Origin of the sequence: Aerosakkonema funiforme FACHB-1375 (genome assembly GCF_014696265.1) — a bacterium.
Classification (GTDB): Bacteria; Cyanobacteriota; Cyanobacteriia; order Cyanobacteriales; family Aerosakkonemataceae; genus Aerosakkonema; species Aerosakkonema funiforme_A.
The window spans coordinates 50890-73965 of sequence record NZ_JACJPW010000039.1 but is presented as its reverse complement, the minus strand read 5'-3'; the positions used below and the strand labels follow the sequence as shown (position 1 = coordinate 73965).

The following is a 23076-nucleotide window of genomic DNA, read 5'->3' as shown; positions in this document are numbered from 1 at the left end:
ACCAGCATTTACGTTGTATTGTCCAACATAAATAATTCTATCATGGATACAGAATCAGAAAAAGTCCCCCTAGAAGGGGGAGGCTTTAAACCCAGTTTTTCGGTAAAATTAAGCAAGAGCGATCGCGTAGAAAAACAAAACAATGACACGGATTACATTAGCAGAAGCGCAACTCCGTTTACCCGAACTGATTGCAAGCCTGCAACCGGGTGAAGAATTGCAGATTTTGGAAGGCGATCGCACTGTCGCCAGACTGATTGGGGAACTGCCACCACCGCGCAAACCTCGCCAACCGGGTAGTGCGATCGGAACCCTAACTATAATATCCGAAGACGAAACCCACTTAGAAGACTTTCAAGATTATATGCCACAAACGCTATGATTTAATGCAGCTTGGTGTAACTTCAGGAGTTGCAATTTGCCGACGCGAAAACAGTCAGATACAGCGATATTTCTTTGCCAGTTGCTTTCCAACTTGTACCAACCAATCCAAATTTTCCGTTACGATCGCAAGTTAAAAACGATTTACATCCAGGCTGGAAGCAGAGATGAGATTGCGGTGATAATTGATGAAGAAGGAAGTTGGGAGTTTGTGCTATGACACCGAATTTGCCTCAAATGTCGAATGCTGAGTTAAAACAGTATCTTTCGGAACATAGAAATGATGAGGAAGCCTTTCGCGCCGCATTGGAAGTATTAATGAGTCGTCGCAATCCCGCTAATCTTCAACCTTATCCTTTCGATCTTGCGAATCCAGAAAGCGAAGTTGAAGCTATTTTGAGAGAGAAATTACATCAAAATGAATAAGGGTTTGGCGAAGACAGCGCAACAACGTACCTTTTAGTCCATGATGAGGTCAGAAACCCGGTTTCTTCAAGAAACCGGGTTTCTCTGGCTACGATCGTTAGCGTAGATACAGTGCTAGACAATTATGCAGTCACTCGTTATTGGTAAGTAAGATAACCTGGTAGTTTACAATTTTTATCTTAACCTGCTTGACGCAATAGGCGATCGGGTAGGTGGCTTATGCAATACTGAATCTAGTATCAAAACATACTATGAACCCACTCGAAACCTACCTTCGCAATCTGCGGGATATCCGTTCTTCTGGTGCAGCAGTAAAAGAGACTTCTTACTATGGTGCATTAGAAAGTCTTTTTAACGAGATTGGTAAAACTCTAAAACCAAAAGTTCGTTGTATTATTAGTCTGAAAAATCAAGGTGGCGGACTTCCTGATGGTGGACTTTTCACGGCTAATCAGTTTCAGAGATCGTCTGATGCTGAACCTCTCGATCCCCAAAATCCCGAACGGGGAGTAATTGAAGTTAAGGGAACTCAGGATGATGTTTGGGAAATTAGCAAGACGGAACAGGTTTCTAAGTATTGGCAGAAATACAGACAGGTTTTAGTGACTAATTATCGCGATTTTCTATTAATTGGACAAGATGAAAATGGGAAAGCGATCGAACTAGAAAGTTATCGTTTGGCAAGCAGTGAAACAGATTTTTGGGCTAAAGTTGCTAATCCAAGTCAGTTTGCTCAACAAGAAGGCGATCGCTTTTTAGAATACCTCAAACGAGTCATGCTTTCCGCCGCACCAATAGCTGCACCAGAAGATGTAGCTTGGTTTTTGGCTTCCTACGCCCGCGATGCTAAATTTCGGATCGAAAATACAGATATTCCTGCTTTAGCTAATGTTCGCACTGCTTTAGAAGAAGCGCTAGGGGTAAAATTTGAGGGTGAAAAAGGCGATCGCTTTTTCCGTTCAACTTTAGTACAAACATTATTTTATAGTATTTTTTCGGCTTGGGTGCTGTGGCATAAGGAAAACCCAAACCGCCAAGATAAATTCGATTGGAGAACTGCTGCTTACTATCTCCATGTACCGATGATTCAAGCGCTTTTTTATCAAATTTCCGATCCGAGAAAATTGAAAGCATTGGGATTAGTAGAAGTATTGGAGTGGACGGGGACATCATTAAACCGCGTCAGCGTCGAAGAGTTTTTTGCTAAGTTTGAGGAAGGGCAAGCCGTGCAGTATTTCTATGAGCCATTTTTGCAAGCTTTCGATCCGGAATTACGCAAAGAATTAGGTGTTTGGTACACGCCGCCAGAGGTGGTAAAATACATGGTTAGCCGTGTGGATACGGTGTTAAAAGAAGAATTGGGAATTGAAGATGGTTTGGCAGATCCGAATGTTTATATACTCGATCCTTGCTGTGGTACTGGTGCTTATTTAGTGGAAGTTTTAAAGCAGATTGCTGAAACTTTGAAAGACAAAGGTGAGGATGCTTTGGGTAGTTATGAGGTGAAGGAAGCGGCTATTAAACGAGTTTTTGGGTTTGAGATTTTGACAGCACCATTTGTAGTGGCGCACTTACAATTAGGATTAATTTTGCAAAATCTTGGTGTACCTTTGGTGGATGAAAAAGAACGAGTTGGAGTATACCTTACCAATGCGCTGACGGGATGGGAACCGCCAGATGAAGATGGGAAAAAGCAAATCAAACAACTGGAATTTAATTTTCCTGAATTGAAGCAAGAACGGGATGCAGCAGATGAAGTGAAACGAGAAAAGCCGATTTTGGTAATTCTTGGCAATCCACCTTATAATGCTTTTGCTGGTGTTAGTCCAAAGGAAGAACAAGGATTAGTGGAAACTTATAAGGAAGGGTTGATTTCTGAGTGGGGAATTAAGAAATTTAATTTAGACGATCTCTATATTCGTTTTCTTAGATTAGCCGAACAAAGGATTGCTGAAAAAACTAATAAAGGTGTAGTTTGTTATATTTCCAATTTTTCTTATTTGGGCGATCCATCTTTTGTGGTAATGCGGCAAAGGTTTCTAAGTGAGTTCGATAAACTTTGGTTTGATTGCATGAATGGGGATAGCCGGGAAACTGGTAAGTTGACACCAGAAGGTAAGCCAGATCCTAGCGTATTTTCTACTGAGTATAACAGAGAAGGGATTCGGGTAGGAACTGCGATCGCTCTCCTAGTACGTCAGGAAAAGCGCACCGACAAACCATTAGTTCGTTTTCGACATTTTTGGGGTGTAAATAAACGGATAGATTTGCTTGATAGCCTGAATTCTCAAGATTTTGATGCCGAATATGAGTTGGCAAAACCAGATCGAAATAGTCGTTACTCTTTCCGTCCGTCTAATGTAGGTTCTCACTATTTAGAATGGCCTAAATTAGTTGATTTGTGTGGGAGCGAACCTTTTAATGGGCCAGTTGAACGGCGTGGCAACTCTCTAATTGTTTTTGCCAGCGAAAAAGCAGATTTAGAAATACTATCAGTCTATTTAGATGTTGATAAATCTGATAATGAAATCCGAGAAATTGCGCCCCGTTGGATGAAATCATCTGGAGAATTTAAAGCAGAAGCTACTAGAGCTAAATTAAAAGGTAAAATATCTTATGATTCGTCTAAAATAGTTCCCTATCCATTCAAACCTTTCGATCTGCGATTAGCTTATTTAGATGCCGATATTCAACCGCTTTTTTCTCGCCCCAGCCCAGATTTATTAGCAATGCAAAAGATTCCCCAAAACTGTTTTGTAATTACTCGCGACACGGCAGATAGAAATTTTGAAGGTTCACCTTTCTATTTTTCGCGATTAGTTTGCGATTATGATTGTATTTCCGGTCATGCGCGACATTTTCCAATCCTGCTTCGTCCTAAACAAACAAAAACTAGCCGAAAAGTAACTAAACAAAATACTCTTTTTGATGTAGATGCAATTTTAAATACTACGCCAACGGCTAATATTTCTACTAATACTCGTACTTATCTTAGCCAATTGGGTATTACAAATCCCGACGCTAATGCTGATACAGCAGGATTGATTTGGATGCACGCTTTAGCAATTGGTTATTCCCCAACATACTTAACTGAAAATGCTGATGGTATTCGCGATAATTGGCCGCGCATACCTTTACCTAATTATAAAGGTTTGTTGTTAGAATCAGCCGAACTAGGGAAAAAAATAGCTGCATTACTCGATACAGAAAATCCGGTAATTGGGGTAACATCGGGAAAAATTAGATTAGAATTAAAAGCGATCGCGATTATTTCCCGTACTGGTGGCGGACAACTAAACCCCGATACTGGTGACTTAGCAATTACGGCTGGTTGGGGTTATTCCGGCCAAAACAATGTTACAATGCCTGGGAAGGGAAAAATCATCACCCGTCCTTACACGCCTGAAGAAATTGCTGGTATTGAAGAAGGCGCAAAAGCACAAGGTTTATCATCGGAAATAGTCCTAAATTTACTTGGTAAAAATACCTGTGATATTTACCTAAATGAACTAGCTTTTTGGAAAAATATCCCGATAAATGTGTGGGAATATACAATTGGTGGCTATCAGGTAATCAAAAAATGGCTTTCCTATCGAGAGGAAAAATTATTAGGGCGATCGCTAACTAAAGACGAGGTGCGCGAAGTAATGAATATGGCGCGTCGCATCGCCGCAATTTTATTATTACAATCCTCTTTAGATGAAAATTACCAGAACATTAAGCAAGCATCATATAAATGGAAATAAATTTTATAATGAATTTTCAGATAAATTTAAAAATGGAGTAAATATGAGCGATTTTAAAACCAAATTAGCCAGTATGTCGCCAGAACAGCAGGGAGAATTTCTCGCCAAACTACCTGCTGCTTTAGCTGCTAAATCCCAAAGCGGACCACTGCTAAAATTATTAACTGATTTCGATTTTATCAAAGCCAAAATTTCTGCTTTCCCACCGCAGCAGCTAATTGACGATTACAAATTCGCTTTGCATCCGAATTTTCCCCTTGACGCAGAACAAAAGCATTGTTTGCGATTAATTCAAGCCGCGATTCGCCTATCAGCACATATCATAAATGAAGATAAAACGCAACTAGCAGCGCAATTATTGGGGCGTTTGCAATCTTTTCCAGTTCCAGAAATTCAGGCGATGTTGGAAGTAGCTAAACAGGAGTGCGATTCGCCTTGGTTGCGTCCTTTAACTGCTAGCTTGGTGCATCCCGGTGGTTGCTTGCTACGCACGTTTACAGGTCATACGGGCGCGGTAAATGCAGTGGCGATCGCACCGGATGGTAGGCGATTTGTTTCCGGTTCATCTGATACGACGCTGAAAGTTTGGGATTTGCAAACAGAACAGGAAGTTTTTACTCTCAGCGGTCATGTTAATTCGGTAGAATCGATCGCCATTACCCCAGATGGCAAAAAAGTAATCTCCGGTTCTTGGGACAGTACTCTCAAAGTTTGGGATTTGCAAACAGGGGAAGAATTATTTACTTTAAACGATGATACTGGTGGTATACAATTTATTTCCATCACGCCAAATGGGAAACGGATGATTTCCGGTTCTTGGGGCAAAACTCGCAAAGTCTGGAATTTGGAAACTGGAGAAGAAGTTTTTACTTTTTCAGTTTCGACGGGGATGAAAAATGAAGCGATCGCCTTCACGCCAGATAGCAAGCACTTAATTTTTGGTACTGATGAAAAAAACATCAAAGTTTGCGATTTGGAAAGCGGAGAACAACTGCTATCTTTTGGAGACGATCGCGGTTTTAGGGCGGTAGCAGCAATTTCCAACAATCGCATCATCTCTGTTTCGTGGAACAACACAAGTATCTGGGATTTGGAAACAGGAAAAGCCCTAGTTACGCACGCAACTCATAGGGATTGGATCGCCGCTGTAACATTTACACCAAATGGCAAAAAAATCATTTCTGGCCCTTATGAAGGTCTTGGTAAAAGCAGTTTCAAAGTCTGGAATATACAAACAGGTGAGGAACTGTTTAAGCTGACCGGCTACACTCAATATACCAATCATCCTTTATATTTGGTCGCAGTTACGCCAGATAGTAAGAAGGCGATCGCCAATGCTACAGAAAGAACTCTCAAAGTTTGGGATTTGGAAACAGGACAAGAGTTAATTAATTTAATCGGTCATACCGATCGGATAACTTCTGTCGCCTTACATCCCAATAGTAAGCTAGTAATTTCTGCGTCGAGGGACAATACGCTCAAACTTTGGAATTTAGAACCGAAAGAGCAACTTTCTACCCCCGCTATTTATAGTAGCCCGGTAACAATGCTGGTAATTACACCTGATGGAAAACGGGTAATTTCTGGCTTAAGAGACAACACTATCAAAGTTTGGGATTTGTCAACGAAACAGGAAGTTTCTACATTTTCTCGTCATAAAAGCAAGTTTGTGAATGCTATGGCGATCGCACCGGATGGCAAACAGATAATTTCGGGTTTAGATAATAAAAATCTCAAACTATGGAAAATCGAAACAGGCGAGGAACTGCTTTCTTTGGTCGCCAATTGCAGTTGGTTAGATCCAGTCACATTCACACCCGATGGTAACCGGATAATTTATGGATCGCATGGCGATATCAAAATCTCGGATTTGCAAACAGGAAAACAAATTTTTACTCTCAGCGGTCATATGACTGCGGTGACTGCTATTGCAATTACCCCTGATGGAAAGCGGATGGTTTCTGCTTGCGGTAGCAGCCCTTATTTTGGCCCAGAAGATAGTTTAGATGGAGATAATCACACTCTAAAAGTTTGGGATTTGTCAACCAGAAAAGAATTATTTACTTTCACTGGTGACCCCAGAAAAGTTAATGCTGTGGCAATTACGCCTGATGGGAAGCGAATTATTTACGGAACAGATAATCAAAATAATGTCAATCTCAAAATTTGGAATCTAGAAACCAGAAAATCACCAATTCCTTTAAGCGGTCATTTTAAAAAAGTAAACGCTCTGGCAATTTCACCTAATGGCAATTTCATGGTTTCTGTTGCCGATGACACCACGCTCAAAGTGTGGAATTTGTCAAGTCTGGAAGCGATCGCCAGTTTCACCGCAGAAGATGGTCTAGAATCTTGTGCTGTTGCACCGGATGGCGTGACAATTGTCGCGGGAGAGCGATCGGGAAGGCTGCATTTCCTGCGTTTGGAGGGTTTGACACAACCAGAATTTTAAACACAGAAACATCTATATAATATCGGAGTTAATATGAGCGATTTTAAAACAGGATTAACCAGTATGTCGCCTGAACAGCAGGCAGAATTTCTCGCTAAACTACCTGCTGCTTTAGCTGCCAAATTACAAAGGGAATAGCTGCTAAAATTATTAACTGATTTCGATTCGATCGAAGGCAAAATTTACACTTTCCCATTTTAGTCATACGAACGTTTTAATTTTGTGTGCTAATATACCAGAATCCAAGTTTATGATTACCCCAGAAGAGCAGAAGGGAAAAAAGCATACATAATCTTCTTCTAGGGGTAAGGAAGTAAAATTAATGAATCGGCTTAAATTTATTTTAATGAAAGTTTATACCTTTTAAAAAAATCCATTGAAAGTTTATTTTAAACGCTCATAATATTTCTATTTATAAACAGAGATTGACAGCAAATAGTAAATTGTGATTATGATTTGAAAATTCGGGGGCTCTCTTTTACACGCTGATAAGACAAAAGGTAAGCGCGTGTAAATTTTTATATTGGAGTAGGTAAAAGTTTTAAATCTTAAAAGAAAAATTACCATGAGGTTGGTAGGAGAAAAAAATATGGAGCGCAAGCAAGTGGCCGAGGAAAATGTATTGAAAAGCACAGATTTTTTAAAGGGAACAATGTTAAGTAAGGAAGAAGATGCCATCCAAGCTTACGCTGTTGCGGTAGCGGAACGCAAATATAGTGATGAGTTAATTCGGCAAACACTAAAAGAATTATCAGACATAAAATTTGCCTTAGATCGAGCAGCGATCGTAGCGATAACAGACGCTAAGGGAAAAATTACCTATGTAAATGACACATTTTGTAAAATTTCCAAATATTTGCCAGAAGAACTGATCGGACAGGATCATCGGATTGTAAATTCCAGTTATCACCCCAAAGAAGTTTTCCGCCGAATGTGGTCTATTATAAGGGCGGGAAAAGTCTGGAAAGGTGAAATCAAGAATAAAGCCAAAGATGGAACTTATTATTGGGTAGATACTACTATTGTGCCGTTTTTAAATGAAGCAGGCAAACCAGTCCGGTATTTATCAATTCGATTTGATATCACCGAACGCAAGCAAGTAGAGGAAGCGCTCAAGCGATCGCAGGACGAGTTAAGAAAAAATGCCGAACACTTGGAACAAGCGATGAACCAACTAAAACAAACACAATCTCAACTCGTTCAAGCCGAAAAAATGTCTTCGCTCGGTCAACTGGTAGCTGGAGTAGCGCACGAAATTAACAATCCGATTAACTTTATTTATGGGAATTTGATTCACATCAACGAATATACCAAAAATCTATTACATCTTTTGGAGCTATATCGACAATACTATCCCAATCCCGTCTCGGAAATTCAAGCGGAAATAGAGTCGCAAGATTTAAATTTTGTGGCTGAAGATTTGCCGCAATTGCTGAATTCGATGAATTTGGGGACAAATCGCATCTGTCAGGTAGTTGCTAGCTTGCGAAATTTTTCTCGCCTAGACGAAGCGCAGAAGAAAGAGGTCAATTTGCACGAAGGAATTGATAGCACGCTGCTAATTTTGCAAAACCGACTGAAAGCACGAGGAAAACATCCAGGAGTTCAAATTGTGAAAAAATATGGCAAGTTGCCTTTGGTGGAATGTTATGCAGGGCAACTTAACCAGGTATTTATGAATATACTCAGTAATGCGATCGATGCCATCTCATCTCGCTTCACGAACAATGCTTTAGAAATGCAAAATAGCAAATTGGGTATAAACAATGAGGAAGATAACCAATCCCTTTTAGTAAAACCTACCATTTTGATTCGCACTCAAATTGTCGGAAAAGAAAGGGTGAAAATAGCGATCGCAGATAACGGTAGCGGCATGACAGAAGAGGTACGCAAAAAAATATTCGACCCCTTTTTTACTACCAAACCTGTTGGTGTTGGAACTGGGCTTGGTTTGTCAATTAGCTATCAAATTGTAGTAGAAAAGCACCGGGGAAAATTAACTTGTATTTCTGCACCCACACAAGGAACTAAATTTATCATTGAAATACCAATTCAGCAGTCTAAATGACATAACCCCGCTTTATACCAAGCTTCGTCTTTTTCCAGCATCGCCATAGCAAAATCACTCATTTCTTTAGCTTTTTGTTCAGCAATCTTCGCCATTTCAAGGATTTCTAACAATTCCTTTCTTTTTTCATTGGGTACTTCCGATGTCATTGCCAATCCTCCAAACGATTTTTAAGTATATTTACAGCTATTTTAGTGCCCAGAACTCGACTAGCGATCGCCTTTCCCACACTATTCAAACTTCTTGTTTTTGTGCAGCAGCAGCGCGTTTAGCTTCTGCTTTCCGTCGCCATTTTTACTCTATTTTTGCTGATTCGGCGCTAAAGTCTTGAAGCTTTTGTTCGCCAATTGTGACTATTTCGCGAATTTCTTCTAAAACCGCCAGTTGTTTTTCAGTTAGTTCTTCTTTATTCATCCTTCCAAAAACAGAATAAAAATTTGTATAGCCCGCCGCTACCCAAGCTTTCGCCTGAGAGGAAAACGGCGGGCTACCTGCTAGCGCATCTCATCAAAAAGGATTGTCCATCTGAGGTTCGCGATTGGCAAACTCAGAAGGGGGACGTTCGGTACTCCACGCCCACCACACTGAACCGCACTGGCAGTGGTAGAATTCCTGCCACTTTTTGCGGTAATCTTCGGTATAGACTGGCGATCGCCTATTAATCCAGACTCGCTCAGCTTCCATACAGGTACAGTGGCAAGTGGGACAGCGGAACTCGTGGGCGTGAGTCGCTGCTTGTGTCCAGTCGGGCGGAATTGGGGCAAAAGCTTCCATGAGTCAAACTTCCTGGGGTCTTGAGCCCATTATCAACTTTATGAGCGCAGATATGATATCTGAGATGGGGAGTACCAACGGCAAAGGAATCTTAAACTTTACCTAATTCGGAACTTCTTACTTGATTTTGCATCACCACTCGTGCAGCAGCAGCTCACTTATACGATTATTATCTTGGGTGTATCCTGCCCTGCCTTCGATCGGCCAATTTATCGGTAAACTTCTCATTTCAAGCTCATCAGAATTTTGAACTCGTATCGTTCCACCAAGGAATCTACCCATGTCCCATCCCTTTTACTTGAATATAATTTCCTTTTTTGGCATATTTGGCTTGTGTGCGATCGCCTGGTTATTTTCCGAACACCGTCGCATCATTCCCTGGCGCGTGATTATATCCGGCATCGCTTTGCAACTACTTCTGGGAGCTTTTGTTTTTCTAGTTCCGATTACCAGAGACCTCTTGCAAGGTTTTAGTAACTTATTGGATAGTGTATTTATTGCGGCAGATGCTGGAGCTAGATTTGTCTTTGGCGCTAATATAGTCCCCAGACCCGATGTAGCACCTCCCGTAAATCTCGGTTATATATTTGCCTTTCGCGCACTCCCCACAGTGATCTTCTTTTCCGGGCTGATGGCATTGCTCTACAATATCGGTGTTATTCAAATCATCACCGAAGTTTTTGCCAAAATATTTTATGCCACCATGCGCTTGAGCGGAGCCGAAGCATTGAGCGGAGCCGCTAATATTTTTGTGGGCATTGAAGCAGCTATTGTTGTTAAGCCTTATTTACCCAAAATGACTCGCAGCGAGCTTGCTGCCATTTTGTCTTGTTGTTTCGGTACAGCAGCTTCATCCACACTGGCAATTTATGTAAGTTTCCTTAAACCAGTTTTTCCTAACATTTTGGGGCATTTGGTATCGGCTTCTATTATGGCTATACCCGCTTGTTTCGTTTTGTCAAAAATTTTAGTTCCGGAAACAGAAGTTCCTCTCACGGCTGGCGGTATTCCCCAAGAAGAAAAAGCTGCCAAAGACAGTAGAAAATTCAGCGGTACGGAACTCGGCAACGAAGCAATGGACGAGGCTCTGGATGAAGATTTAGGCAATATCAAACAAGAGACAGTGGGAGGAGAACCGATCGAGCGAGTCAGCCCTTTGGATGCAGCCATTGTCGGAGCGTTGGATGGGGTAAAGATGGCAGTGGCGATCGCTGCTGTACTGATTTTAATCTTGGGTTTTGTTTCTTTAATTAATCAATTTTTTGGCTTCCTGGCTAGCTTACCCGCTCCCGTTGGTAGCATTTTTAAAGTTGTTACCTTACAAAATATTCAAGGTGTCTTATTTTATCCCGTGACTCTGTTAACCGGAGTAGCTTTTGACGAATCTTGGACAGCGGCGGTGATTATTGGCCGCAGACTCTTGGAAACAGCGATTCCTCCCTACCAATCTTTAGCAGAAGCAGCCGCAACAGGACAGGTGAGCGATCGCACGGTTTTAATTGTCAGCTACGCGCTGTCTGGATTTGCCCATCTTGCCTCTGTGGGTATTTTCGTCGGCGGTACGATCGCTCTAATTCCCTCCCGCCGCAAAGATATTTCCGAATTGGGTTGGAAAGCTTTATTTGTCGGTACTTTAGCAACTATAATGATCGCTTGTATTGCAGGCGTCTTCGATACCGGCAACCCCAGCATCTTGGGTGAAAAGCAAGCTCCCGCTCCTACTTCCGCACCAACCTCAATCCAATCTCCACCTTCCAAGCCGAACAGCGCCGCACCAACACCCTCACAAACTGCACCAACTGTCAAGCCCGCAACAAACAGCGCTCCAACTCCTGCACCACAGCGTTAAACAGACTCAACAATTTTAGATTTTAGATTCCTGACTAATAAAAATCTAAAATCTAAAATCTAAAATCTAAAATCTAAAATCAATATATGGAGCCTACAACTGAAATTCGCCGCCTCTTAGATTTAATGCCTGCCTCCGGTCGCATGATGACTAAAATTATCAGCAAACCGGAGCTACCGAAAGTCATTGAAACTCAATTTCCGCTACCCTGGTCTGGGGAAAGACCGATTTGGATTAATTTCGACCTGTGGAGTCGGCTAACCAGACCGCAGCGAGATATGCTACTTTTGCGGACAGTCAGTTGGTTGACTGGCATCAAATGGTTTAAGCCGGATATTTATCAAGGTGTTGCTGTCGCTGGATTTTTGGGCGCAATGGCGGAACTCGTACAGAGGGATGCAGTGGGTGTGCTGGTTGCTGGTGGACTCACCGCGCTTGCTACCACCCAAATATGGCGCAACACTCGCAGTTCTCAGTCCCAACTCGATGCTGACGAAGCAGCGCTCAAAATAGCGCAACGGCGCGGTTACAGCGACGTAGAAGCAGCCCAAAATTTGTTATCTGCGATCGAAGCTGTCGCCAAAATCGAAGGTCGTTTCAACTTAAATTTTATCGAATTGCTGCGTTGCCAAAACCTGAGAGCGATCGCCGGTCTTTCCCCAATGGGTGTCCCCGAAACCATCAAACGCGAATAAAAAGTCAAAAGTCAAAAGTCAAAAGTCAAAAGTCAAAAGTCAAAAATCCTTTGAGTATTGATTCGTTAGGTTGGGTTTCGTTTCTCAACCTAACCTACTACAACTATTACAAATACAAGGCTTACGTATCTGTCAAAGGCATTTTTAAAACATGAGTACAAGCTAAAAAATATTTCGGTTCTACATATGAACCAATACTTTATTGCGTAATAGATCCTAAAAAATATATTTTTAACTCAGAAGAGATAAAAGTTGAAGCCAAAACGGGCGCTCAAAGAAAACTGGTAGATTATCGAAAACCAGTTCCCACTCCATATAATACAACAAAAGTACCGGGAAATGTTTGGAATTTTCCGCGTGTTCGCTATCGTATGCCTGAATATGAAGACCATCCATCCCAAAAGCCAGAAGCTCTTCTTGAAAGAATTGTAAAGGCTAGTAGCAATCCTGGCGATTTAGTGCTAGATCCCTTTTGCGGTTCATTTACTACCTGTGCTGTTGCTAAACGGCTGGGACGGAAGTCGATCGGCATCGAAAGTCAGTTACAGTATATCAAGATAGGTCTTCGTCGCGTTCTAGGTATGGAAGAAATAAATGGAGAACCTTTACTCCCACCAGATAAAACATACATTCGTAAGAATAGTTTTAAAGACGATCGCCAATCGATAAATGGACATAGGAAAACTATTTTATGGCCATAATGAAACATGATTTTACAAATAATATTTTTTCTATTATTCAACGTTATGCCGTATTGAGTTTAATGTTGAAGCTGAAGGAAGCGATGTGCTTGCATTTGAGAAAGCACAAGAGCAAGAGGAACGTGAAATGCAAGAGTAACTTTGACATAAATAAAAATTAAATGCGATCGCACAATATTTTAGTCTCTCTACTATTTTTCAATTGCAGCGATACAATTGATAATCGTAGCCATCTACAAATGGTAAAGTTTGAGAACTGGGAAAACAATTTTGTGCTTTCACATTTTGAGGCGCTTGGAAATTCACCAGCCATAAATCCAAAGGGCGGGGAAGTTTACTCAGTGCTTTTTGCAATATTGTTGTGGGTAAAATTGAATTATCGTTATCTTGATGAGCTAAAATAAATAATGGTTTTTTAGATATTTCCAAATCAGACAAATGTTGAAATTCCCAACCTAAACCCATCATTTCTCCAGTTTGTACATGGGTTTTGTGAGTAGTGGCGATCGCTATTGGATATTGAGAATTTTTTTGAATTACGGGCACTAATAAATCCGGACGATAATATTTTTGATAACCCATATTGAAAGTCACTGTCAGCGCACTTAGGAATCCCATCAACAAAATAATGGCAAGCTGAAAATTCGCCAAGTAAAAATAACTTTTTAAATTCATTATTTTGACTTTTAATTTTTGACTTTTGACTTCTTCAGCTAGGCTTGCGCCTACCAAAAGGATGACAGCGGGAAAGTAGACAAAGTTATATCTTGCACCGCGAGTGAGGTCAATTCCGAAACCATAGGTAACGATTAAAAATAATACTATGCTGGTTGTAACAAAACTGCTAAATAGCAAAACATATTGGCGATCGATCGCTTTTGTCAAGGTTTTTTTGATACCCCGAATGAGTAGAGGTACTACCCAAATAAAAAATATTATCATCACCAAACCGGAAGCTATTACTATCGGTAATGATGTCACTTCTACTGGTAGCAGAGATAGCATTGTAATCCAGGCAGCAAGTAATTGAAATATAGGATTTATCCACTCCCATCCGACGCGATCGCTATTTTTTATCCATGCTGTGAGTTCGCTATTATAGTTGTGTTGCCAAACAGGTAACCAAATCAATCCCCCCAACAATGTTGTAATGGCGACAGCGATTAGGGATTTGAAATTTTGGATTGCGGATTTAGATTGATTTTCGTAATTAGTTTTTGGTATATTTTTGAGCGAGTTACTGTTTTGGTGTTTTCGATGTTCGGTTCGCCAATTAATCAGCAAAAATGCTAGTAATACTAACGCTTCTGCTAACAAAGTAAAAACGAAAAAATAATGACTGGCAATTCCCAAAGTGTTAATAGCAATCCAACTTATCGAAAACCAAAAAGACAGAGGTTTCTGCGCTTCGATGTGGCGGACAGCAATTAGCAGACAGGCAAGGGAAGCGATCGCAAACAGAATTGCTAAAGTGTAATGACGGGCTTCTTGTGCTAAAAAAATACCGTAGGGCGACACCGCCATCATTGCGGCGGCTAAATGGCCGACCAAACGCGATCGCGCTGCAATGTACCCCAATGCGTACATAGCTGGAATAGAGGCTGCACCCAGTATAGCTGGAAGCGATCGCGCTACCCATAGAGAAATCAATCCGTCATTTTGAGGAAATAATTTCATCCACAAGTGAGCCAGTACAAAATAAAGTGGAGGATGGTTACTTTCCGATAATAAGTGTTGCACCACTTCCCCCGTACCGGCATCTTTGGGTATAAGCGGCGACATGAGAACATCGAGTGCGATCGCTCGATCTAGCGGGACATTGCGAAAACTATTCCCCAGACTGAAGACCATTGTGGAAAACTCATCCGTCCAGGGCGATTTCAATTCCAAGTTGGTGAAGCGCAACCAGGTACCGATCGCAAACCATACTATCAGAATTAAACTGGAGTTACGCATAAAGTGGGAGGGGAGTGGGGGATACCTGGAGTGGGGGAGGGAGATTATGTCCGCCCAATTTTAATTTTTAATTTCAGTGACGCGCCAACTGAGCTTGAGATTAATCCAGAAATTCCAGAAAGTCACAGCTGCGATCGCAATTAAATTAGCCCACTGATAGTGAATATGCAAAAAGTTATACAGCACATTCAACAGCAGCACATTTAGCATCAATCCCATCAAACAAACGATATTAAATTTGAGAAACCGCTTCAAACGCTTGCGCCAACCTCGCTGTTTACTTGCCATATCGCCAAAAGTCCAAGCATCGTTCCACAAAAAGTTATTGATAATCGCGATTTCGGCAGAGATAATTTTACTGCGAGTTAAACCCAAACCGAGCGCACTGGGGTCGTGAAGTAAATAAAGCACTAGCATATCCACAAATACCCCACTCAAACCTACCACAGCAAATCGTAAGAACCGACCGATCGGCCAGAGGTGGAAGCGCAACCGCAGCAGATGACCCAGGTACTCCACGTATTGTTTCCAAGTTACCTTGCTCTCGCCTTCCTGACGTTCTTGAAACACATACCCCACTTCCGTAATTTGGCCAATTTTGCCGCGACCGAGTACCTCAATCAAAATTTTGTATCCCAGCGGATTGAGCGATCGCATCGCGATCGAACTGCGTCTTACCATAAAATAACCGCTCATCGGATCGGAAACGCGACCTATCACCTCCGGTAGCAAAATTAACCCCAACATCTGCGCCCCACGCGATAAAAATCGTCTCGCAAAACTCCACTCGCTGACACCGCCGCCTTCCACATGGCGACTGGCAACTGCCAAGTCCGCACCTTCCTCAATAGCTGCCAAAAGTTTTAACAGCACTTCCGGGGGATGCTGAAGGTCGCCATCAATTACCGCCAAGATTTGCCCTCTTGCCACTTGCCAACCGCGAATCACGGCGGTGGAAAGTCCTCGTTCTTCCTGACGGCGCATCACCCGCAGTTGGGGATAATCCGGGATGAGAGATTGTGCAACTTCCCAAGTGCGATCGGGACTATCATCATCTACTACTATTAGCTCGTAGTCACCTGCGATAAAGTTATCTAGCAAACCGCTCAAGGTTTGAATAACTTCCTTGATATTTTTACTCTCGTTATAAGTGGGAATCACCAGGGAAAAGCTCAAGTAATGTCCGTTTCCATTTGCTGCGGCAAACTTAGATTCAGGAATCTGTAAAGAACCGGATGGTACTGGTAAAAGAGAGTTAGTTGGGCTGGAATTCATGAAAAACGATTATAAAGGTTGAGGGTGAACCCATCAATGTTCATAGTTCCCGTTAACTGCCGCGTTTCGATCGACTTAAACCGCTTTTGCAAAATTTGTTGAATGCGCTGTTTTGCCGCGATCTTTTCAGCTTCTGTTTTGAGACGAGACCATACGGGATTAACACTATCTAACCAGATGAGGCGACGATATTGGGAAGCTTCTGCGGATGTCAGTACTTTTTCTAGAGAATCTGCCAACCGATCGGGGTTTTCGGATAAAAGCATTACGGGTGAGGATGGGGGAATATAGTAAGCTAAGCGCAGAACGTGTCCCCAAGCTTTAGAGTTAATGGCAATTAAAGTGGGGGTTGTTGCTTCTCTTGCTATAACGTTGGCGATCGAATGGAAAACCCAGCGCTGTCTGAGACTGAAATCGCCAATACTAATCGTAAGATACAACAGCAACAGCCCAGCTGCTGCCGCTTTACGCCAGTCGTTTTTCCGATCTTGGCTCGTTTGCAGGTCAACTGCGGGCGGTTTCCGTTCCAGACATAATGCCAGTAACAGCAGACATCCCGGCAGAATAAAGCTCATTGCTCTACCCCAACCAAAGCCTACCGTAAATTTGTTGGTCAGGATATCTACCGTCCAAGCGATCGATAAAGGTAAGATTCCCAGTGCCAGAGCGATCGTCAATTCCCGATGTGCGTGTTTCCAAAGGCTAATTGTACAAGCTGCCAGCACCGCAATAGCAATGCAACCGGCGACTATTGCGATCGCATCCGGTAAACTCGTTACCCAATCTCCCAGTATTAAGTGAGCTCCCAGCGTCTGAGTAATATCCTGTAAGTGTTTGAGTGCGGCATTCGTCGAACTGCTCACCTGACCGACTACGTAAGCGGCATTACGGATCTGCTGCCTAGTGCCCCAAAGCACCCACGGAAGGGTTAGCGCTACACCTGCACCCAGACGCAATCCGTGCTGCCACCATTGTCGTCGATCGAATAGCAGCACAAAAATGCCTAGCGTCATCAACCAAAACGCAAACAGGTATTGGGTTAGCATCCCAGCTGCTACAGAAACGCTCAGAACTATACTCCACAAAATTTGTTTTTTGTCGGTTTTTGGGTGATTTTCTGGTGAAAGTTGCGAGTTTATGCGCGAATTTGGCGTCATCAGTTCCAGCATTGCCCAAGCGCTTAAGATTGTCCACAAAATCAGTGGCGCGTACATCCTGGCATTTAGTGAATGAGATAAATAAAAAGGATTTGTCGCCAGCAGTGCTGCCAGAAGCAGTCCGCCGCGATGTCCCAGTAAGGTTTTTCCCAGTCCGTAAGCGCAGGCGATCGCTGCTACGCCGAACAATGCCATCACACTCCGCAAAGCCGCTTCGCTATTACCAAACAGACGCAGCCAAATATGAAGGCTCAGATACGAAAGCGGTGGATGAGGATCGCTCAGCAGTCCTTTGAGTACGTTTCTTACCGTTTGCAGGATATCGCCCAATCCGGATTCTGTCGGTAAACTCAGCAATGGTGTATAGTCACTCAAAGCTACAGGTACAGAGGGGGGTGTTTGGTAGTGAATCTTTTGACCTGTAGAGATGACCAGCGATAGAACTTCGTCGTACCAAAATTCCCGGCTACCCAAGTTCAACAAGCGTAACAGAATGCCGATCGCTATGGCTGCGATCGATAGTATTTCTAGGGAAAGGGGTATTCCGGATATCGGAATTGAGAAGTTGGTTTCGATCGGGTTGCTGCCTGCCTCTTTTCCGTTTTTTGCCATAAATTTTCTCACAATACCGTAATTTTCATTAAGCTCGGCTTAGTTAACATATTTAAATAATCTTCACTTACTTTTGGCATCTTAAGCAAGATATACAAAATCAAGCTATCCTGACGAGGTTATCTTTACTCGACTGTTAAACAACTGTTATTTTAACGGTAAATTTGTGAAGATTATCCAAAAAAACAGATAAATTGTGAAAAATAGGATAAATTTGTGATATCCAGAAATTGACTATTGCTCTACCCAGCGCCAAATTTCTGTATCTTTCTCAACAAACCTAGAATTATTTAAAAATATAGCTAAGTGGGTTTTTGACAATGGTTTATTCAAACCCTATAGAAATCTCTGTAGTAGTTCCCCTTTACAATGAGGAACCCAATATCGACTACCTGTTTGAACGGCTGCACAAGGTACTCGATCGGATGAACACCAGCTACGAGATCGTTTGCGTCAATGATGGCAGTAAAGACAACACACTCAAGTGTCTGATCGAGCATCATCTTCTTGACCCAGCAATCAAAGTAGTCAATTTATCCCGTAACTTCGGTAAGGAAGTCGCCCTCACCGCCGGGATCGACTACAGCACCGGAGCAGCTGTAGTACCGATCGACGCCGATCTGCAAGATCCGCCAGAATTAATCGAGGAACTGGTTGCTAAGTGGCGGGAAGGCTATGATGTAGTTTATGCAACAAGGCGATCGCGTGAGGGAGAAAGTTTGCTGAAACGCTTGACTGCAAAAGCTTTCTACTGGTCGATCGGTCGCATGAGTCGCGTTCCCATTCCCTCCAATACCGGCGACTTTCGCTTACTCGATCGGCGTGTCGTAGAAGCCATCAAGCAAATGCCAGAAAGAACGCGGTTTATGAAAGGTTTATTTGCTTGGGTTGGTTTTAAGCAAACATCAGTTATATTCGATCGCCCCCAACGTTACAAAGGAACGACAAAGTGGAACTATTGGCGACTTTGGAACTTTGCGATCGACGGAATTACCTCCTTTAGCTTAGTTCCCTTGAAGGTTTGGGGCTACATTGGCTTTTGTATATCCCTAATTTCATTTATTTACGCCAGCTTTCTGATTATTCGCACTTTAATCTTCGGGATCGATTGGCCAGGTTATGCTTCCTTAATGGTAGCCGTATTATTTTTAGGAGGTATCCAACTCCTGACTCTCGGTATTATGGGTGAATATCTGGGTCGTATCTACGAGGAAGTCAAAGGTCGTCCCCTTTATTTTGTGCGCGAATGTTACGGCTTCGATCAAAGCAGTGTGCTGCCAGTAGTGACCGATCGGCGCGAAACAATGAATCAATTTTAGATTTGGGATTTTAGATTTGGGATTTTAGATTTGGGATAGCCTAATTAAAACTAGGGACTTGGATAGAAAAATCTAAAATTGTTTGTTCATTCGGTAAGAAGCGTCGAGGTAGCCTTGAAATTTAAAAGCGGTATTTTTGCGATCGTTATTGTCTGCCTAGTTGCCACTGGATTAGCAGTCTACCTACTGGGCGGCATCAACCAAAATCAGCTACAAGATTGGCTCAAGCAATCTGGCATTTGGGCACCGATTATTTATATCGGATTATATACAGTAGCCACAGTATTGGTGTTGCCTTCAACTGCACTCAATCTTACCGGTGGTGCAATTTTTGGCCCTTGGCTGGGTACGCTTTGGACAAGTATTGCAGCCATAATCGCCGCCGTAGTAGCCTTTGCTTTTACCCGCACCGCCGGACGAGAATTAGTCGCCCAAAAGCTGGCGGGGCGCTGGCAAGCAATGGATGCTGAAATGCAGCAAGGGGGATTGTTTTATATGTTTGCGATTCGGTTGCTACCGATTATTCCTTACGGTTTAGTCAATTTTGCAGCAGGATTGACATCGATTAGCTTTCGCGATTACCTTTTGGGTACAATTCTCGGCACAGTACCCGGAATTTTACCTTTTGTATTATTGGGTAGTTCTGGTTTGCAAGCACTCAGAACTGGCGATGTTTTGCCATTGATGGGAGCGTTGTGTTTAACTGGTATGCTGGTAGGCGGTGCTACTTGGTATCGACGCCGCCGTACCTTCCCTCAAAAAGCTTTGCAGGATATTGAGCAGCAGCGCTTGGATTCGGCAGATATTGAGGATGAGAATAAATCTATCTAAAAAGTAGGGTTTGGAGATTTTTTTACCGCAGATGATAACAGATGAACGCAGATAAACGCAGATGTATTGATTTGTTTAGTCGGTCAAAGTAAAGTTTTTTGGATAGGCTCTAATAAGCTATGCGAAAAATCGATAAATATCTAAATTTATCTGCGTCCATCTGCGGTAAAAAAATTCTCAAATTCAATTTTGTGTAAATCTGTTTAGATTCGCAATTTTTATGTCTATTATTGATGGTTTGCGTCTTTATATCAGTCGTCAAGCTTCCGGATTGGGAAGGTATATCCTCGAACAGATACTATATTTTCTGGTGGGTGGGATACCGACAATACTGGGTATCGCAATCCGCGCTGTACTTTACCGCTTAATTCTGCGTATGGATGGTGTTGCGGCGATCGAAGATGGGGTGCGCTTGCGTTTTGCTGATAACATCAAACTCGGTCACGGTGCTTACTTAGATAAAGGTGTTTATTTACACGCTTGCTCGAATGGCATCGAAATTGGTCGCGATACCATCGTCATGCACGGAGCGCTTCTCCACGTTTACAACTTTCGCGATTTGCCTAATGCTGGTATCAAAATTGGCAAAAATAGTCTGGTAGGCGAATATACTGTGATTCGCGGACAAGGGGGGGTGGAGATTGGCGATCGCGTCTATACTTCCCCTTTCACTCAAATTCTCGCCGTCAATCATGTTTTTGACGATCCGACTCGCTCTTTTGTAGAACAAGGTATCACTGCTGAGGGGATCGTAATTGAGGACGACGTTTGGTTAGGTGCTGGGGCGATCGTTACTGATGGCGTTCGCGTAGGTAAGGGTGCGGTTGTCGCTGCTGGTGCTGTTGTGACGAAAGATGTACCACCGCATACGGTGGTGGCGGGTGTTCCAGCTCGTGTAATTAAGACGATCGACAAAAATAACCCCGATCGGCGCGATCGGGTGATTTATAGCTAGAGGCTTAAGCGTAAGTGCGATCGCCACTTTGTCTAAGTAAATATGCTTAAAACCCCCGTTCCTGAGATTGTCTTTTCACACAATTTTTAAAATTATCTCAGTTACCCCGAAAAATACCTAAATGCAATAATGATTGCCAGATAAGGGTTTGATTGTTTCTTAATAAAAATATACAAAAGATTATTGAGAATATTTTCAATTATCAAATCCTAGAATACCCATGATTGCGTTGGCTTCTTCGATCTGCAAACTAGCTATTTCGGCAGAGTTATAGCCTCCAAAGTTAAGCTATGTAAGGCTTTTAGCTCTCTTTCATTATTCCAGAATCGGAAATGACGCGGTTAATATAAAGAATCTGTAAAGTAGCAGCTGGATGTATGGTAGTTTTTCTCCGACTTGTTTATGATATTACACAACAAATCAAGCACGTAAGTATGTACTAATCCTAGATAACTGAGATTTTGCATACTTATTCTGTGGCGAAGCTTTTAAATAAAAAAATGGTCAGGGCTAGAAGGCTGGATCGGCAGCCATAAAAGCCTGTAGCTGGCTATGCCAATAGGTTTTAAATACTTAATTTTCGTAGGCAGAGGAGAATGTAACGGTGAAAAGTTTTAAAGAACTTAATCATAATTTAACATTTTTGGAGAAGACAACAACACTTTCAATCGTTATACCTGCTTATAACGAAGAAGAAGGAATTGCGGATATCGTCCATCGCGTCTTAGGAGTGGAAAACGATCTGGCCAAAGTTGGCATCAGTCGGCTGGAATTGCTTGTGGTTGATGACGGTTCCCATGACCGAACTGCCCAAATCGTCAGCAGCATAGAAGGAGTGCGGCTGATCCGTCACGTTACCAACAAGGGATACGGTGCAGCGCTCAAAACAGGTTTTCTCCATGCGCGAGGTGAACTGATCGGATTTCTGGATGCGGATGGTACTTATCCGCCGGAATATTTTCCCCAATTATGTCAGGTAGCCTTAAATGGGGCAGACTTGGTAATTGGTTCGCGCATGGCGGGTGCTAAGAGTAAAATGCCGATAACTCGGAGGATTGGAAATTTGTTTTTTGCCAATCTTCTCAGTTTGATCGGTCATCAAAAAATTACCGATAGTGCTAGCGGGATGCGGGTCTTTAGACGGGAGGTGCTAGAGCGAATTTACCCTCTACCGGATGGGTTGAATTTAACACCGGTGATGAGCGTCCGGGCAATTCACGAAGGCATCAAAATGGTAGAGGAACCAATTCCTTACAACGAACGTTTGGGTCGTTCCAAGTTAAGCGTTGTCCGCGATGGCACTATTTTTTTGCGCTCGATTATATGGACAGCTTTAACCTACAATCCCGTTCGCATACTGGGTGCGATCGGCTTAGCTGGGATGGTAATGGCGGCGGCGATTTTGTTGGGACTGGTCACCCACAGACTGAGCGGAATTACGACTTTGAATTCATGGGGAGTTACCGCTGTTTTTGTGGCGCTGGTTGCTGGGGTAACCGCTCTAGATATATTCGCTTTGGGCATTACTTTTAATTATCTGGTATCGCTGTTTTACAAACGACCTATACGTCAAGGTTTGTTGGGGCGTCCATTGTTCAATCCGCCGTTAGAACATCATTTCGGCTGGATGGGATTGTTTACTTTGTTGGCTGGGTTAATCGTAGGAGGAATCAGTCTCGCTTTGGGTGTGAATGGTTGGGCGATCGCTCGACTGTGGCTTTATCTTTTAGGTAGTGCTATGCTCATTTTGACGGGAATGCAGCTAATAATTTATTGGATTATCTTGCGGGTGTTAGAAGAATTGAGTCAGCGAGAAATGCTGACCAAAAAAGATATGGATTTGAGTCAAACATCAGAAGTTACTTTAACAGTTTAACGA

The 23076-nt window shown here is 42.5% G+C and carries 17 protein-coding genes and 1 pseudogene; 13 read left to right on the top strand and 5 right to left on the bottom strand.

Features of this window, described 5'->3' with window-relative positions; genetic code table 11:
* Window positions 1–142: 142 nt before the first annotated feature.
* The 6 genes from H6G03_RS16380 to H6G03_RS16355 all read left to right on the top strand — a co-directional run bounded on the left by H6G03_RS16380 (window position 143) and on the right by H6G03_RS16355 (window position 9073).
* The gene (locus H6G03_RS16380; RefSeq protein WP_190465523.1) at window positions 143–382 is read left to right on the top strand and encodes a type II toxin-antitoxin system Phd/YefM family antitoxin; all 240 of its coding nucleotides are present in this window, start codon (window positions 143–145) and stop codon (window positions 380–382) included.
* Between the two features lie 36 nt (window positions 383–418).
* Window positions 419–601: a DUF6888 family protein gene (locus tag H6G03_RS16375; protein WP_190465522.1), complete on the top strand. Its 183-nt coding sequence runs from the start codon at window positions 419–421 to the stop codon at window positions 599–601.
* A complete protein-coding gene (locus H6G03_RS16370) occupies window positions 598–807 on the top strand; it encodes a DUF6887 family protein (protein ID WP_190465519.1) in 210 nt (69 codons plus the stop codon). Before H6G03_RS16375 ends, H6G03_RS16370 begins: the two co-directional genes overlap by 4 nt.
* A gap of 251 nt (window positions 808–1058) precedes the next feature.
* Entirely contained in the window at window positions 1059–4553 is a 3495-nt protein-coding gene (locus H6G03_RS16365; RefSeq protein WP_190465517.1) for a type ISP restriction/modification enzyme, read from the top strand.
* A gap of 43 nt (window positions 4554–4596) precedes the next feature.
* Window positions 4597–7005, top strand: a complete 2409-nt coding sequence (locus tag H6G03_RS16360; protein WP_190465515.1) for a WD40 repeat domain-containing protein — start codon at window positions 4597–4599, stop codon at window positions 7003–7005.
* Between the two features lie 589 nt (window positions 7006–7594).
* A complete protein-coding gene (locus H6G03_RS16355) occupies window positions 7595–9073 on the top strand; it encodes a PAS domain-containing sensor histidine kinase (RefSeq protein WP_190465513.1) in 1479 nt (492 codons plus the stop codon).
* Here the strand turns inward: H6G03_RS16355 and H6G03_RS16350 are convergent.
* A complete protein-coding gene (locus H6G03_RS16350; protein WP_190465511.1) occupies window positions 9058–9222 on the bottom strand; it encodes a hypothetical protein in 165 nt (54 codons plus the stop codon). The genes H6G03_RS16355 and H6G03_RS16350 overlap by 16 nt on opposite strands.
* Before the next feature lie 358 nt (window positions 9223–9580).
* Complete coding sequence (locus H6G03_RS16345) at window positions 9581–9847, bottom strand: hypothetical protein (protein ID WP_190465508.1); 267 nt, start codon at window positions 9845–9847, stop codon at window positions 9581–9583.
* 280 nt (window positions 9848–10127) lie between these two features.
* Here H6G03_RS16345 and H6G03_RS16340 point away from each other — a divergent pair, with 280 nt between their 5' ends.
* From H6G03_RS16340 to H6G03_RS38085, 3 genes and pseudogenes are all read left to right on the top strand, one after another.
* A complete protein-coding gene (locus H6G03_RS16340; protein ID WP_190465507.1) occupies window positions 10128–11696 on the top strand; it encodes a NupC/NupG family nucleoside CNT transporter in 1569 nt (522 codons plus the stop codon).
* An 86-nt stretch (window positions 11697–11782) separates the two neighbouring features.
* Window positions 11783–12391: a DUF3318 domain-containing protein gene (locus H6G03_RS16335; RefSeq protein ID WP_190465505.1), complete on the top strand. Its 609-nt coding sequence runs from the start codon at window positions 11783–11785 to the stop codon at window positions 12389–12391.
* 155 nt (window positions 12392–12546) lie between these two features.
* Window positions 12547–13092, top strand: a pseudogene (locus H6G03_RS38085) (DNA methyltransferase); the annotation flags it as partial.
* 198 nt (window positions 13093–13290) lie between these two features.
* Here H6G03_RS38085 and H6G03_RS16325 read toward each other — a convergent pair.
* From H6G03_RS16325 to H6G03_RS16315, 3 genes are read right to left on the bottom strand one after another with little or no spacing between them, the layout of a single operon-like run.
* On the bottom strand, window positions 13291–15048 hold the full coding sequence (locus H6G03_RS16325; protein ID WP_190465503.1) for a glycosyltransferase family 39 protein: 1758 nt from the start codon (window positions 15046–15048) through the stop codon (window positions 13291–13293).
* A gap of 60 nt (window positions 15049–15108) precedes the next feature.
* Window positions 15109–16323: a glycosyltransferase gene (locus H6G03_RS16320; RefSeq protein WP_190465502.1), complete on the bottom strand. Its 1215-nt coding sequence runs from the start codon at window positions 16321–16323 to the stop codon at window positions 15109–15111.
* Window positions 16320–18092 (bottom strand): glycosyltransferase family 39 protein, encoded by a 1773-nt coding sequence (locus H6G03_RS16315; protein WP_190465499.1) that lies wholly within the window; start codon window positions 18090–18092, stop codon window positions 16320–16322. Before H6G03_RS16315 ends, H6G03_RS16320 begins: the two co-directional genes overlap by 4 nt.
* Window positions 18093–18412: 320 nt before the next feature.
* Here H6G03_RS16315 and H6G03_RS16310 point away from each other — a divergent pair, with 320 nt between their 5' ends.
* The 4 genes from H6G03_RS16310 (at window position 18413) to H6G03_RS16295 (ending at window position 23073) form a co-directional block, all read left to right on the top strand.
* Window positions 18413–19411 carry a glycosyltransferase family 2 protein gene (locus H6G03_RS16310; RefSeq protein ID WP_190465497.1) on the top strand — a complete coding sequence of 333 codons (999 nt, stop codon included), beginning with the start codon at window positions 18413–18415 and terminating at the stop codon, window positions 19409–19411.
* A gap of 114 nt (window positions 19412–19525) precedes the next feature.
* Window positions 19526–20242: a TVP38/TMEM64 family protein gene (locus H6G03_RS16305; protein ID WP_190465496.1), complete on the top strand. Its 717-nt coding sequence runs from the start codon at window positions 19526–19528 to the stop codon at window positions 20240–20242.
* A gap of 220 nt (window positions 20243–20462) precedes the next feature.
* Window positions 20463–21197, top strand: a complete 735-nt coding sequence (locus H6G03_RS39140; RefSeq protein ID WP_190465494.1) for an acyltransferase — start codon at window positions 20463–20465, stop codon at window positions 21195–21197.
* A gap of 604 nt (window positions 21198–21801) precedes the next feature.
* On the top strand, window positions 21802–23073 hold the full coding sequence (locus H6G03_RS16295; protein ID WP_199315326.1) for a glycosyltransferase family 2 protein: 1272 nt from the start codon (window positions 21802–21804) through the stop codon (window positions 23071–23073).
* The last annotated feature ends 3 nt before the right edge of the window (window positions 23074–23076 follow it).

Bases quoted from the DNA above. Each gene is read 5' to 3' on its own strand.
- H6G03_RS16380 (WP_190465523.1), top strand. From the start codon at position 143: ATGACACGGATTACATTAGCAGAAGCGCAACTCCGTTTACCCGAACTG.
- H6G03_RS16370 (WP_190465519.1), top strand. From the start codon at position 598: ATGACACCGAATTTGCCTCAAATGTCGAATGCTGAGTTAAAACAGTAT.
- H6G03_RS16365 (WP_190465517.1), top strand. From the start codon at position 1,059: ATGAACCCACTCGAAACCTACCTTCGCAATCTGCGGGATATCCGTTCT.
- H6G03_RS16360 (WP_190465515.1), top strand. From the start codon at position 4,597: ATGAGCGATTTTAAAACCAAATTAGCCAGTATGTCGCCAGAACAGCAG.
- H6G03_RS16355 (WP_190465513.1), top strand. From the start codon at position 7,595: ATGGAGCGCAAGCAAGTGGCCGAGGAAAATGTATTGAAAAGCACAGAT.
- H6G03_RS16350 (WP_190465511.1), bottom strand. From the start codon at position 9,222: ATGACATCGGAAGTACCCAATGAAAAAAGAAAGGAATTGTTAGAAATC.
- H6G03_RS16345 (WP_190465508.1), bottom strand. From the start codon at position 9,847: ATGGAAGCTTTTGCCCCAATTCCGCCCGACTGGACACAAGCAGCGACT.
- H6G03_RS16340 (WP_190465507.1), top strand. From the start codon at position 10,128: ATGTCCCATCCCTTTTACTTGAATATAATTTCCTTTTTTGGCATATTT.
- H6G03_RS16335 (WP_190465505.1), top strand. From the start codon at position 11,783: ATGGAGCCTACAACTGAAATTCGCCGCCTCTTAGATTTAATGCCTGCC.
- H6G03_RS16325 (WP_190465503.1), bottom strand. From the start codon at position 15,048: ATGCGTAACTCCAGTTTAATTCTGATAGTATGGTTTGCGATCGGTACC.
- H6G03_RS16320 (WP_190465502.1), bottom strand. From the start codon at position 16,323: ATGAATTCCAGCCCAACTAACTCTCTTTTACCAGTACCATCCGGTTCT.
- H6G03_RS16315 (WP_190465499.1), bottom strand. From the start codon at position 18,092: ATGGCAAAAAACGGAAAAGAGGCAGGCAGCAACCCGATCGAAACCAAC.
- H6G03_RS16310 (WP_190465497.1), top strand. From the start codon at position 18,413: ATGGTTTATTCAAACCCTATAGAAATCTCTGTAGTAGTTCCCCTTTAC.
- H6G03_RS39140 (WP_190465494.1), top strand. From the start codon at position 20,463: ATGTCTATTATTGATGGTTTGCGTCTTTATATCAGTCGTCAAGCTTCC.